An 11,868-nucleotide genomic window follows, 5' to 3' on the forward strand; every position below is an offset into this window, starting at 1 on the left:
CCATGATGAGTGAGGGCGTTTTCTACGACACGTTGCGGCAGGCCCTTTGGGCAGCCGTGGTGATGTCGACGCCGATTCTGGTCGTGGCACTGGTCGTCGGCCTGGCCGTCGGCCTGTTTCAAGCTCTGACATCGGTTCAGGAAATGACGCTGACCTTCGTGCCCAAACTCGTCGCGATCCTCATCGTCTTCTGGATGTCGATGGGCTTCATGACACAAACACTCGTGGCGTTTTTCAACGGCCACGTCATTCCAATGATTTCCGGAGGTTCGTGATGGAAACCGCAGGGTATGCAACACTGTCCCGTCAAACCGGCCTGATGCGTGAAATGCGGGTGGTGGCGAACAATATCGCCAACTCCGCAACCACGGGCTATCGCTCCGAAGGGCTGATTTTTTCGGAATACGTGCAATCAGCGCCAGGGCAGCAATCCATGTCGATGGCACGCGCGAATATTCACAACACCTCGATGGAGCAGGGCCAGCTGACCAAGACCAACGGCACCTTCGATTTTGCGATCGAAGGCGATGCCTTCTTCATGGTCGAAACCCCGCAAGGTCAGCGGCTGACCCGCTCCGGCGCGTTTTCATCCAATGCCCAGGGGGATCTGGTCACCATGGATGGCCACCGGGTGATGGATGCCGGTGGCGCACCGCTGTTTGTGCCGACGGATGCCGAATCCTTCCAGGTCGGCTCTGACGGCACGCTCAGTGCCGATGGCCAGCCCCTGGGCCAGATCGGTCTGTTCAAGCCGGTCGAGATGCACACCATGTCCCGCGAAGACGGGGTGATGTTCCGCGTCGATGGCGAAATCGAACCCGCACTTGAAGGCCGGGTTCTGCAAGGATTTCTCGAAGGATCGAACGTGAATGCCATTCAACAGGTGTCGCGCATGATCGAAATCCAACGGGCCTATGAAATGGGCCAAAGCTTTCTGACAACCGAAGACGAGCGCATCCGCGCCGCCATCAAGAACCTGATCAAGTAGGAGAAACACCATGCGTGCCCTTAAAATCGCGGCCACCGGTATGAGCGCACAGCAGCTGCGTGTCGAAACCATTTCGAACAACCTCGCGAATATGAACACCACCGCCTACAACGCACGGCGGGCGGAGTTCGCCGATCTGCACTATCAGCAGGTGTCGCGGGCGGGCACGGTGAATGCCTCGGATGGGACCGTTCTTCCCACCGGTGTTCAGGTTGGCCTTGGTGTGCGCCCCGCGGCCATCTCGGTTCACCTGTCGCAGGGGCCGCTGCAGGAAACTAACAATGACCTGGATGTGGCGATCGACGGCAAAGGTTACCTGGAAGTCACCCTGCCCTCTGGTCAGACCGCATACACCCGGGATGGTTCTCTGAAACAATCTGGCGAAGGGCTGATCGTCACCTCTGACGGCTACACTGTTTCTCCCGAAATCACCATTCCGGATGATGCGCGCAGCATTTCGATCAACGCCGAGGGTGAAGTTTACGCCTATTTCGACGAAACCGCCGAAGGTCAGATCCTTGGCCAGCTGACCCTCGCGGGTTTCTCCAACCCCAAGGGGCTGGAGGCGATCGGCAGCAACCTCTTCACTGAGACCGAAGCTTCCGGGGCACCTCTGGTTGCCACCGCAGGCGAAGACGGTCTTGGCACCCTGCGCCAGGGTTATCTGGAGGCCAGTTCGGTCGATGCGGTGCGCGAAGTCACCGAACTGATCGAAGCGCAGCGCGGCTATGAAATGAACGCCAAGGTCATCTCGGCAGTCGACCAGATGATGGGCGCAACCACACAGGTCCGCTGATGAAACTCAAGCTCGCCCTCCTTGTGACGCTGATCGCGCAGACCGCCTGGGCCGATATCCTGGTCCCGGTCCGCACGGTGCGCCCCAAGGAAATTCTGACGGCATCGGATCTGGCGCTCAAACCCGGCGAGGTTCTGGGTGCCCTGTCCGACCCCGAAGAGGTGATCGGTCAGGAAGCCCGCGTTGCGCTTTATCCGGGGCGCCCCTTGCGGCCCGGCGATGTTGGCCCGCCGGCCATCGTCGAGCGCAACGACATGGTGATTCTGACCTTCGTTCAGGGTGGGCTTTCCATTTCCGCCGAAGGGCGCGCGCTTGGACGCGGCGCCGAGGGCGAACTGATCCGCGTGATGAATCTGGCATCACGCACCACTGTAACCGGACGCATAGCAGCCGACGGATCCGTCGAGGTACGAAAATGAAACACACAGCATTCACTTCCAAAGCCGCCCTGGCAGGGCTGATCATTCTCGGCGCTTGTGGGCGGGCTGATCACCTTGGCAAGCCACCGTCGTTTTCGCCGGCCAATGAATCTTCCGAACATGTCGCGATGCTCTGGCAGGGCCTGCCGCAGGACAGCCAACCGCGGCGCGCTGTCGATAGCGCCTCTTTGTGGAGCGGTTCGCAACAGTCCCTGCTGGGCGACCGCCGCGCCATCAAGAAGGGCGACATCATGACCGTGGTCATCGAGATTGATGAAACGGCAGAGATCAAGAACGACACCGCGCGCTCCCGCTCCGGCTCGGAAAGCATGGCACTGCCGCAGCTTCTGGGTCTGCCTCAGCGCCTGGATCGTCACCTTCCGGATGGAGCCAGCGCCTCGAACGCGGTGGAACTTGGCAGCTCCAGCTCGGCCGCAGGCAAGGGATCGGTGAAACGCAGCGAAAAACTCGAGCTGCGGGTGGCAGCCACCGTGGTTGACGTGCTGCCAAACGGAGTTCTGGCGATCAGCGGCTCGCAGGAGTTGCGAGTGAACTTCGAAATGCGCGAACTCCTAGTGTCCGGCTATGTACGGCCGCAGGATATCAGCCGCCAGAACGAGATCACCTACGACAAGATCGCGTCGGCCCGCGTGTCCTACGGCGGTCGCGGCCAGATCACCGACATGCAGCAACCGCGTTACGGCCAACAGGTCCTGGACGCCATCCTGCCATTCTGAGGTAAACCATGCTTGCAAAGATACTGCCTCTCATCCTGCTGATTGTGGGCACCGGCGCTGGAATTGGCGCCGGGATCATGATGGGGCCCGAACCGGCCCCCGAGCATGAAATGGCCTCAACCGGGGAAGAACACATGGCCACGCCGACGGAAACTATGGACGACGGGCATGGCGCCGCCGAGTCCATGGAGGGTGGAGAGCATGATTACGTCAAGATCCCGAACCAGTTCATCGTTCCCGTTGTTGAACACGACGAACTGACCTCTTTGGTTGTGATCACTCTCAGCCTGGAAACAAAACCCGGTATGGCGGATAAAATTCGCACCTTTGAACCCAAACTTCGCGATGTGTTCCTGCAGGTACTGTTCGACCATGCAAACATGGGCGGCTTCAAAGGCGCGTTCACTCGCTCTGACGTGATGCACCCCCTACGCACGGCGCTGCGTGAAGCCGCACAGCGGCAGCTTGGACATGACGTCTATGACGTCCTGATTATGGATATGACCCGCCAAGACGTCTGATACAACTTACCTATATACAACAAAAAGGCCGGACCTTGATTGGTCCGGCCTTTTGCATTTCGCCTGTCATTGTTTCGTTTCGCCAATACGTTTCGCCTGCCACCAAAGCTGTGTGACCTTGCCTGGAGACCTCTCCGCGCCGCTCCTGTTTCAGAGCTGGTCGGGCGCGCCCAGCACCCGGACTTAATTCAACAACTTTTCCTGCAGCGCCTTAATACGCGCGGCCTTGTGCAGATCGCGTTCGGCCTTGGCCATGTCCGCAATAGCGGTCTTGCGGCCAAAGGATTTGCGCAGCTTGTCCATCGCCATCAGCTTCTTTGCCGTGACCTGGGCCAATTCGGTGTTCAGTTCCCGCTTTGCCCGGGTGTGCCAGCCTTCCCACAGCAGATCAGCGCCCAACGCCTTCATCATGTGGTTCTCATCTGCTTCACTGCGTGTGGCCTGCACATGGGCGTTCAGCTTGGTAAGCTGCCCACGCAAACGGGCTTCCTCATCCAGAATCGGCTTCACCCGCGCATGTTCGCGCAGATATTGCGCCGCAGTCACCGCTGCCATTTGATCCAGCATCTTCTGTTTCATCAGATCCCTCCTTTCGCCCGCTGGCGCATGGCCTCGGCAAACCGGATGGCCGCCGCAACAGGAGCATAGTGCTCTTCCATGATTTCCTCACCGATTTCGATGGTGGCGTGCAACGCCCGGGCAGTGGGCGGATCACTGTGGATCGGTACCGCATGTTCGTTGGCAACCCGGCGGATTGCGGCGGCAACCTCATCCACCCCTTTGGCAACGCATTTCGGGGCAGAGCCTTTTTCCCGGCTCCACTGCAGCGCAACCGCATAGTGGGTCGGGTTGACGATCACCACATCGGCCTTGGGAACATCAGCCATCATCTGACCCATGGCGATTTGTTGGCCCTTCTGACGGCGTTGCCCCTTCACATGTGGATCGCCTTCGGAATCCTTCACCTCATCCTGGATTTCCTGGCGCGACATCATGTTCTTACGTATGTGCTCGGCGTGCTGAAACACCGCATCCACGACACCGACAGGCAATGCGAGCAACAGGGCGATAACAAGAAATTCCATTCCCAGCTGCGCCAACATCGCGACGACGGAAAAGGCACCCGTTCCGGAGGAGGCAATCATCTCTGGCAACCGGTAACTAAGATAGACACCAAGACAAATCGAATAGAGAACCAGCTTTACGAAGCTCTTGAGGAACTCAAACAATCCAGCTCGGCCGAATTTGTTCTTCGCGTTCGAAATGATAGAGATCTTTGACATCTTCGGCTCCAGCTTGCTGGGCGCAAAGACCAGCGCGCGCTGTGCCAGGATCGACAACAGCACCGCACCAAAGGGCAGAATGAAGATCGGCAAAATAGGTATCACCAAAGCCATCAGGATCCCGCCGACGGGGGCGCTTGCGGCGCCGGTGAACATTTGCTGGGCCAGCCGGTCGGGTTGATCCAACAGGGATATCAGCACCGTTCCGAAGCCCTCGACCATGCCACTGCCAGAAACATACAAAGCCACGACTAGCCCCAGATAGGCAGCCGCAACCGACAGATCGGTGGATTTGGCAACCTCGCCTTTTTCCCGTGCCTTCTGAAGCTTCTGCGCCGTCGGCTCGAATGACTTATCTGAGTCGTCGTCACCACCGCTCATGGTATGTTGCCTCCCGGATTCGCAAGGAACGTCATCAACGCCCGAACCCAGACATCCAAGATCACCGGGCTGCCGACCATCAAAATAAACAAGCCGCCAAAGGTGATCACCGGCGCCCCGACAAAGGCCACCATCAGCTGTGGCATCGCACGGTTAATGACGCCAAGTGCCAGATTGTAGATCACCGCCGTAATCAGGAAAGGTGCCGCAAGGGTAAATGCCATGTAATAGCTTTTGGCAACCCGGTGGACGCCCCATTCGGAAAGACCGCCCGCCGCCGGGAAAACCCCGGCCGGAAAGGCGTCGTAGGAATAGATCATGAACTCTGCCACCCGCACGTGCAGGCCCATCATCACTGCCAGCGCCAGGCCAGAGATCAAAAGAACAGCGCCAAGGGCCGGCATCGGTTCTGCGCCGATACCGCCCAACACCTGCGACAGCGAGGTACTTTGCGCGGCGATGGTGCCGGCGGTCTGGAGACCGTGAACAAAGAAACGGATCCCGACGCCAAGCGCCAGCCCGACGACAGCCTCGCTGGCGGCATACCCTGCAAACTGCAAGGCGCTTGTGGGCTCGGGGATTGCGGGCAGCGCAGGGGCCACAATCGCGGTAAAGGCAATGGATAGCGCCAATTTAACCCGCATCGACACATATTGCTCACCAAAGGCGGGCAGCACGGACACGATCGCCGAGATCCGCAAAAACACGATGGCCGCGTGCCAGAAGCCCGCCCCCAGAAGCGCAACCAGCCCTGGGGGAAGATCCAGCAGGTTCATGCTTGCACCATCCCCACGAGCGCCGGGCGGGCCTCCAGCCCAATTTCCTCGAAGGACAGCACCGGGTTGGTAATGCCGCGCGACTTCAGGATCGTGCGCAGATAACGGCGGCGGCGGGTCGAGGTGACAACTGCAGCAAAAATCCCCTGCTCGGTAATCGTGTTGAGCCGCTCGCTCAACCCTTCGGCCAAGCGGTTGAACATGTCGGGCGGCAGCGCGATATCCATCCCCCCGCCCTGGATGTCCACCTGATAGGTGGAGAAGGTGTCTTCCCATTCCGGCGCCAGTTGGATCAGCGGAATGGTACCATCTTCGCGCTTCATCTCTGCCACCAGTTGGAACCCCATGCGCTGACGCACGTGCTCGCAGATCAGTTCGGGCTGGGTGGTGTGCACCCGTGCCTCTGCAATGGCTTCAAGGATCAGTGGCAGATTCCGGATCGACACGCGTTCATCCAGGAGCAGGCGCAGCACCGAATGTAGCGTGTCCATTGGCACCTTGTCCGGCACCAGATCATCCAGGAGCTTGCGGTTTGCCTCGGCCCGGAAAGCATCCGACAGCTCGGTCATTTCGTTCAGCAGACGGCGCAGCGATTTCAGGGTCAGCAGCCGCGAGAAGTTCTGTTTGATCACCTCAAGCAGGTGGGTGGCCAGGATTTCGGGCGGCGTTACCACGGTCGCGCCCGCAACGGCAGCCGCATCCTGATTCTGGGCTCCGATCCACCGGGCGGGAGCGCCGTAGACAGGTTCTGTCACATCGGTACCGGGCGGCAGTGCCGAATGGTTGTCCGGCATCAACGCCAGCACCATATCCGGGTGCAGCGTGCCACGGGCCTGTTCCACCCCCTGAACCTTCACCACATAGGTTCCCATCTCAAGATCCGCCTGATCCGTCAGCCGGATTTCCGGCAGGATCAGACCGAAACTGGTGGCGATATGGGTTCGCATATTGGCAATCCGCGCATCCAGCCCGGTGCCCTCATCCAGAACCATGCTCACCAGATCCGGTGCGAACTCCAGGTGCAGATCGTCAAGGTCAAGAATATCACCAAGCGCCTTGGACGGCGCCGGATTGGCCGCCTCTTCAAGCTGTTCTTCAACCTCGGCCTCTTCGGCGCTCTGTTTTTTCATCTGAATGCGATACGCCGCAAAGCCCAGAGCCGCGCCGCCAACGATGAAGGGAAGGAACGGCAAACCGGGCACCAGCGCGAAGAGAACCATCAGAACCGCAACGGTGGTCAAAGCGGCCGGGTGTTTGCCGAACTGTTCGAACAGGGCGATATCGGTGGCGCCGGTGGCACCGCCGCGCGCCAGCAGCAGGGCCGCGGCAATGGAAATGATTACCGACGGGATCTGCGAAACCAGACCGTCGCCGACGGTCAGGATGGCGTAGGTTTCAAAGGCGCTACCTACCGGCATGCCATGCACCAGAACACCCATCACCAGACCCATCACCAGGTTCAACAGGGTGATCAGCAGACCGGCAACCGCATCGCCTTTGACGAACTTCGATGCACCGTCAAGCGAGCCAAAGAATGTGGTTTCGCGCTGGTCATTTTCACGGCGAGCCCGGGCGGTGGCATGATCAATGGCACCAGCGGACATATCGCTGTCGATGGCCAACTGCTTACCCGGCATACCGTCCAGGGCGAAACGGGCGCCCACCTCGGCCATCCGGGCCGCGCCCTTGGTGATGACCATGAAGTTCACGATCAGCAGCACCCCAAAGACCACAAGGCCCAAGAAAACACTGCCGCCCATCACGAACTGGGCAAAGCCCTGGATAACATCACCAGCCGCATCGGTTCCGGTGTGACCCTGACCAATGATGAGTTTCGTCGACGAGACGTTGAGCGACAGCCGCAACATCAGAGAGGCCAGCAGGATCGTCGGGAAGGACGAGAAATCCAGTGGTCTTTCAATGAACAGCGTGATGGTGAAGATCAGAATCGCCAGACCAAAGGAGGCAGCAAGACCAACGTCCAGCACCCAGGACGGCATCGGCAGAATCATCATCACGATGATCGCCATCAATGCCAGCGCCAGCAGCACGGTGGGGCTAAACAGCTGTTGAGGTGTGATTTTGGGCACCTGTAATGTCCCCTATTTCAAAGATGTCAGTGCAGGCCGGGCAGGTGCCACGGCATGCTGGGAATATGTTGAAGACCGCACGGCAGAGGGCAGCTGCCCGGTCCTGGACCAGCGCCGAGAGCGTAGCGAACGGGAAGGACGCAGCGCGCAGCTGTTCGTGCGGGGGAGACCAACCCCTGCCTGTTCACGCGTTGAGAAAACGGAGAAAGCGACAGCCGTGTCGCCGGGGCGCAGCCTGTCGAGTGAAGCAGAATCACCCAAGGACGGCGGGACCTGCTCAAGGTGCAGCGGCTGCCCAAAGCGCCGCCGCCCAATCAGGCGTATTCTATGTTGTTTTTCCGGCATTCTGCCCGTTCCAATTGCGGATTCATCCACGGTTCAAGCTAGGCAAAGACGGTTTACAAACCGTTATCGCCCAACGCAAAGACCGCCCTCAAAAGAGAGCGGTCCATGATCTAAAGGAGCCTTCGATTACTCTGTTTCAGCGCGTGCGGCTTTCAGCTGTTTCAGCAGATCTTCGATCCCGCCGCGGGTGCCCTGGCTGCTTTCGACAAGTGCACGGGCATGGGCCAGCGGTGTCAGACCTTCGGGATCCTTCGCAGTCTCGCCGATTTCTGTGGTCATGTCGGCAACTTGCCGGAACGGAGTTCCCTCATCCGCTTCCAACGACTGGATCGCTTCCAGGTTTTCGGAGTGCCAGAAGCCGCGGGCCGCCGCGTTCTTGTCCTCTGCGACCTGCATGTATTCACCCGACCGACCGTATTCACCATTGCGCCACAGCGCCTCGGCGCGCAGACGGTTGGCCTCGGTGCTCTCCAGCCCCATCAGTTCAACCAGAGCCCGCTGCGGCTTATTCAACGCCAGAGCAGCTTCGGCCAGCATCTCGCGGCGTTTTTCGTTTTCGGGCTCCAGCGCCAGTTTCTTCAGCAGGGACATGGCCTGCTCTGCAAATCCGAGATCCAGCAACCGGCGCGCGATGATATCTGCGACCGGCGCCGCTTCTCTGGCGGTGGATTGCATCGCAAAGACGAGCGCATACTGAAGGAAGGTTACGTCGTCCGCGCGCTCTGTGAGAAGAGTCATCAAAGGTTCCAGAGCCGCCGTGCGGGCGGCCGGACCATCGCGGTTGCTGAGGTCCTTCAGCTCTTGGAATGCATCGTGAAAACGTCCGGTGAGCGCCAGGGCGGTGATCTCGGCCTTGCGCAGATCTGCCCCCAGTTCGCCGTCGCGATTCTCGTGCTCATAAGAGCCGACAACATCCGGCACGTCCGGCGACAGAGCTTTATCTTCCTTATAGCTGAGCACAATCAGCTCAATCAGGGCAACCGGAGTATTCTCTGTGCGTTCCGCAACAGCTTCGGTCAGTTTTTCCGCAGCCTTTTCCGTGTCCCCTTCCAGATCCGCAATCGCGGCCTCGGCCATATTCAATTCCGGCACGTGATCAACACCGGTCCGGTTCACCGACCTCAGGATCGCGCCGGCTACATGATATTGCTCTGCCTCGGAAAAGAGAGAACTGACCTTGGGGCCAAGGTGCACCCGCAGATGTACAGGCAAACGCCCAAACGCCTGCTGAATGGCATCGGTATTGGCACCTTTCTTGATTTCACCGTCCGCCAATACCGACCACAGGGTAGTGTCGCCGTCACAGATTTGCTGTCCGGAAAACGGATGGTTTATCGGCAATGTCTCGCCTTCAACGAGATCCGCCAAAGCATTTAGGATATTTTTGTTTTCCGGTGTCAGCCGGTCCTCGGGCATGGCTTGGATCATCGCCTTGGCTTCGGCGCCAAAGCCGAAAAAAATGTAGAGTTTCGCCAAGGCCAGCACACCTGCCGGATTAACGTCGTCAAACTCGCGAACTAACGCACTGCGCAGCGGTCCCACCTGATCGGCAAAGGAGCTGTCATTGCCCCAGTTGTATACGGCGATACCATGATCAGGCAGGCACAATTCGGATTCATCCTCTTCGTCACGGGCGCGGGCGAGAAGCCCCGCCTCCCGATCGACTGCGGATGTAATGGAGATATTATCCAGTGGATCCAGTGGGCGCCCATCCCGGTCCAGCGGATTGATCTGCCGCTGTCCGGCATCGATCTGCCCACCTGCGATGGCGATGTCCAAAAGACCCTGGTTCGCGGCCCGGCCAATCTGACGCAGCAGGCGCTGTTCAGAGGCGTTCACGGTCGCAGCGCGGGCCGATTCTTCCATATCGAGAAGCAGATTCACTTCCGGCAACGTCATCGGCTCCTGCGGCTCGCCCATATTGGCCTTGACGAAATCCGGCGTCGGCACATTGCTTGCTTCGGCACGCGGCTCCAACGGCAATAGCGCAGGCAGACGTAACTGTTCGGAGCTCGCTGCGGCGTGCATTTCGGACTGGGCGACGGGCGCCTCCACACGAGTTGTACTGGTTGCTGGCGCGGGTGGTGCGCTGCGTTCCACCGCAGCAGCGAGATCCAGCGCCAGGCGGGCATCCGCGATGGCGCTTTGTCCCAGATTGAACCGGTAACCGGATGTCGGTTGCTCGGTTTTCGGCTCCTCGGCGGTTTGCAAAGGAAGGGAGGGCACGAAGGGCCGACCATTGCCTACGGCGGCACCACTGCCTGCCGTGGAATAGACTGGTTCATCGTTGCCATCACGGATATCGATCACGAGATAGCCATCGCGTTGCACGTAAGACCGGATTTCGCAGTTGCAGCCCAGATCCATCCGCAACGGCTGCCCGGGCGCGGCCTGCCCGATGGCCCGCAACCGGTCCCTCGGGATCAGGTTGAAAACGCGGGACGTGTCATAAACGATGTCCCGGGCGCCGATGTTCAATGTCGCACTCCGGCCACTTTGTGTCAGCGACCAGTCCGCCCCATTGGGCAGACGCATAACCAGCCGGGAAAATCCGTCGTGTTCACCTGAGCGGGCCACGATCGTCTGGGCCCGGGCTTCGCCCGAGACCAGAAGACTGGCCAAAACTGTGGCAGTTATCGCGAGTGCGCGCCAAATCATGCTGCGTCCTGTTTCACCGATCTGAGAGCTTCTTCCAGTTCCGAAAAACCGGGGCGGATGTGAGACGGGGTATTCTGACGCCCGACCTCGATGCAAATTGCTGCCGCGTGGTTATGCAGGTTGGCCACCAGTACTTCGCGGATCAGCTGATAGAAATGCGCGTCTTCCTCGGTCACCGATTTGACCTTGCTGGCGAAGGGGCCAACCAGGCCATAGGCCAGGAACACGCCAAGGAAGGTACCGACCAGGGCGCCGCCGATCATCTTGCCCAGAACCTCTGGCGGCTGGTCGATCGAGGCCATGGTCTTGATCACACCCAGAACCGCCGCAACAATCCCCAGGGCCGGCAGGCCGTCTGCCATGGTCTGAAGCGCGTGGCTACCGTGCATTGCGTGATGCAGGTTGGCTTCCATCCGCTTTTCCAGAACTTCCTCGACCTGATGCGGGTCGTCGTAGTTCATCGAGGCCGAGCGCATGGTGTCGCAAATCAGGTTCACCACCTCCTTGTCGGCCACGATTTTAGGGTATTTGTTAAACACCGACGAATTTTCCGGGTCTTCGATATGCTGCTCCACCTCGACCGGGTTCGCACGGGCGATCCGGATCAGGGAAAAGAGCAGGCACAGCAGATCCCGGTAATCATCCGGCTTCCACTTGGGACCCTTGAAGACTTTCCCAACATCCTTGAGCGTGTGTTTGATACCGCTCATGTCATTGCTGATAAGAAAGGCACCGACCGCTGCCCCGCCAATCATCATCAGCTCAAAAGGAAGCGACTTCAGGATGATGCCCATCTTGCCGCCAGCCATCAGATACCCGCCAAAAACCATGGCAAAGATGACGACAATACCTATAATCCCGATCACAGGTTCAC

At 59.4% G+C, this 11,868-nt stretch carries 12 protein-coding genes; 6 read left to right on the forward strand and 6 right to left on the reverse strand.

Features of this window, described 5'->3' with window-relative positions; translation table 11 throughout:
• Positions 1 to 2: 2 nt before the first annotated feature.
• The 6 genes from fliQ to SM763_RS06275 are packed head-to-tail and all read left to right on the forward strand — an operon-like array spanning position 3 to position 3,461.
• The gene (gene fliQ, locus SM763_RS06250) at positions 3 to 275 is read left to right on the forward strand and encodes a flagellar biosynthesis protein FliQ (RefSeq protein WP_065272138.1); all 273 of its coding nucleotides are present in this window, start codon (positions 3 to 5) and stop codon (positions 273 to 275) included.
• A complete protein-coding gene (locus SM763_RS06255; protein ID WP_065272137.1) occupies positions 275 to 988 on the forward strand; it encodes a flagellar hook-basal body complex protein in 714 nt (237 codons plus the stop codon). Before fliQ ends, SM763_RS06255 begins: the two co-directional genes overlap by 1 nt.
• 10 nt (positions 989 to 998) lie before the next feature.
• Positions 999 to 1,784 (forward strand): flagellar basal-body rod protein FlgG, encoded by a 786-nt coding sequence (gene flgG / locus SM763_RS06260; RefSeq protein ID WP_368997997.1) that lies wholly within the window; start codon positions 999 to 1,001, stop codon positions 1,782 to 1,784.
• A complete protein-coding gene (flgA, locus tag SM763_RS06265; RefSeq protein ID WP_065272135.1) occupies positions 1,784 to 2,203 on the forward strand; it encodes a flagellar basal body P-ring formation chaperone FlgA in 420 nt (139 codons plus the stop codon). The genes flgG and flgA overlap by 1 nt, the downstream gene beginning before the upstream one ends.
• On the forward strand, positions 2,200 to 2,940 hold the full coding sequence (flgH, locus tag SM763_RS06270; protein ID WP_065272134.1) for a flagellar basal body L-ring protein FlgH: 741 nt from the start codon (positions 2,200 to 2,202) through the stop codon (positions 2,938 to 2,940). The genes flgA and flgH overlap by 4 nt, the downstream gene beginning before the upstream one ends.
• A gap of 8 nt (positions 2,941 to 2,948) precedes the next feature.
• The gene (locus tag SM763_RS06275; protein WP_368997998.1) at positions 2,949 to 3,461 is read left to right on the forward strand and encodes a flagellar basal body-associated protein FliL; all 513 of its coding nucleotides are present in this window, start codon (positions 2,949 to 2,951) and stop codon (positions 3,459 to 3,461) included.
• A 183-nt stretch (positions 3,462 to 3,644) separates the two neighbouring features.
• On the opposite strand, the gene SM763_RS06280 is transcribed toward SM763_RS06275, so the two are convergent.
• The 6 genes from SM763_RS06280 to motA form a co-directional block, all read right to left on the reverse strand.
• The gene (locus SM763_RS06280) at positions 3,645 to 4,040 is read right to left on the reverse strand and encodes a hypothetical protein (RefSeq protein WP_065272132.1); all 396 of its coding nucleotides are present in this window, start codon (positions 4,038 to 4,040) and stop codon (positions 3,645 to 3,647) included.
• Positions 4,040 to 5,125: a flagellar type III secretion system protein FlhB gene (flhB, locus tag SM763_RS06285; RefSeq protein WP_368997999.1), complete on the reverse strand. Its 1,086-nt coding sequence runs from the start codon at positions 5,123 to 5,125 to the stop codon at positions 4,040 to 4,042. The genes SM763_RS06280 and flhB overlap by 1 nt, the downstream gene beginning before the upstream one ends.
• The gene (locus tag SM763_RS06290; RefSeq protein WP_065272130.1) at positions 5,122 to 5,901 is read right to left on the reverse strand and encodes a flagellar biosynthetic protein FliR; all 780 of its coding nucleotides are present in this window, start codon (positions 5,899 to 5,901) and stop codon (positions 5,122 to 5,124) included. Before SM763_RS06290 ends, flhB begins: the two co-directional genes overlap by 4 nt.
• The gene (gene flhA, locus SM763_RS06295; RefSeq protein ID WP_420480638.1) at positions 5,898 to 7,931 is read right to left on the reverse strand and encodes a flagellar biosynthesis protein FlhA; all 2,034 of its coding nucleotides are present in this window, start codon (positions 7,929 to 7,931) and stop codon (positions 5,898 to 5,900) included. The genes SM763_RS06290 and flhA overlap by 4 nt, the downstream gene beginning before the upstream one ends.
• A gap of 531 nt (positions 7,932 to 8,462) precedes the next feature.
• Positions 8,463 to 10,994 carry a hypothetical protein gene (locus SM763_RS06300; RefSeq protein WP_368998000.1) on the reverse strand — a complete coding sequence of 844 codons (2,532 nt, stop codon included), beginning with the start codon at positions 10,992 to 10,994 and terminating at the stop codon, positions 8,463 to 8,465.
• Positions 10,991 to 11,860 (reverse strand): flagellar motor stator protein MotA, encoded by an 870-nt coding sequence (gene motA / locus SM763_RS06305; RefSeq protein ID WP_065272128.1) that lies wholly within the window; start codon positions 11,858 to 11,860, stop codon positions 10,991 to 10,993. Before motA ends, SM763_RS06300 begins: the two co-directional genes overlap by 4 nt.
• Between the last annotated feature and the right edge of the window lie 8 nt (positions 11,861 to 11,868).

The sequence above is a fragment of the Pseudophaeobacter sp. C1-32P7 genome, assembly GCF_041008775.1.
GTDB lineage: Bacteria > Pseudomonadota > Alphaproteobacteria > Rhodobacterales > Rhodobacteraceae > Phycobacter > Phycobacter gallaeciensis_A.

Bases quoted from the DNA above. Each gene is read 5' to 3' on its own strand.
- fliQ (WP_065272138.1), top strand. From the start codon at position 3: ATGATGAGTGAGGGCGTTTTCTACGACACGTTGCGGCAGGCCCTTTGG.
- SM763_RS06255 (WP_065272137.1), top strand. From the start codon at position 275: ATGGAAACCGCAGGGTATGCAACACTGTCCCGTCAAACCGGCCTGATG.
- flgG (WP_368997997.1), top strand. From the start codon at position 999: ATGCGTGCCCTTAAAATCGCGGCCACCGGTATGAGCGCACAGCAGCTG.
- flgA (WP_065272135.1), top strand. From the start codon at position 1,784: ATGAAACTCAAGCTCGCCCTCCTTGTGACGCTGATCGCGCAGACCGCC.
- flgH (WP_065272134.1), top strand. From the start codon at position 2,200: ATGAAACACACAGCATTCACTTCCAAAGCCGCCCTGGCAGGGCTGATC.
- SM763_RS06275 (WP_368997998.1), top strand. From the start codon at position 2,949: ATGCTTGCAAAGATACTGCCTCTCATCCTGCTGATTGTGGGCACCGGC.
- SM763_RS06280 (WP_065272132.1), bottom strand. From the start codon at position 4,040: ATGAAACAGAAGATGCTGGATCAAATGGCAGCGGTGACTGCGGCGCAA.
- flhB (WP_368997999.1), bottom strand. From the start codon at position 5,125: ATGAGCGGTGGTGACGACGACTCAGATAAGTCATTCGAGCCGACGGCG.
- SM763_RS06290 (WP_065272130.1), bottom strand. From the start codon at position 5,901: ATGAACCTGCTGGATCTTCCCCCAGGGCTGGTTGCGCTTCTGGGGGCG.
- flhA (WP_420480638.1), bottom strand. From the start codon at position 7,931: ATGGCGATCATCGTGATGATGATTCTGCCGATGCCGTCCTGGGTGCTG.
- SM763_RS06300 (WP_368998000.1), bottom strand. From the start codon at position 10,994: ATGATTTGGCGCGCACTCGCGATAACTGCCACAGTTTTGGCCAGTCTT.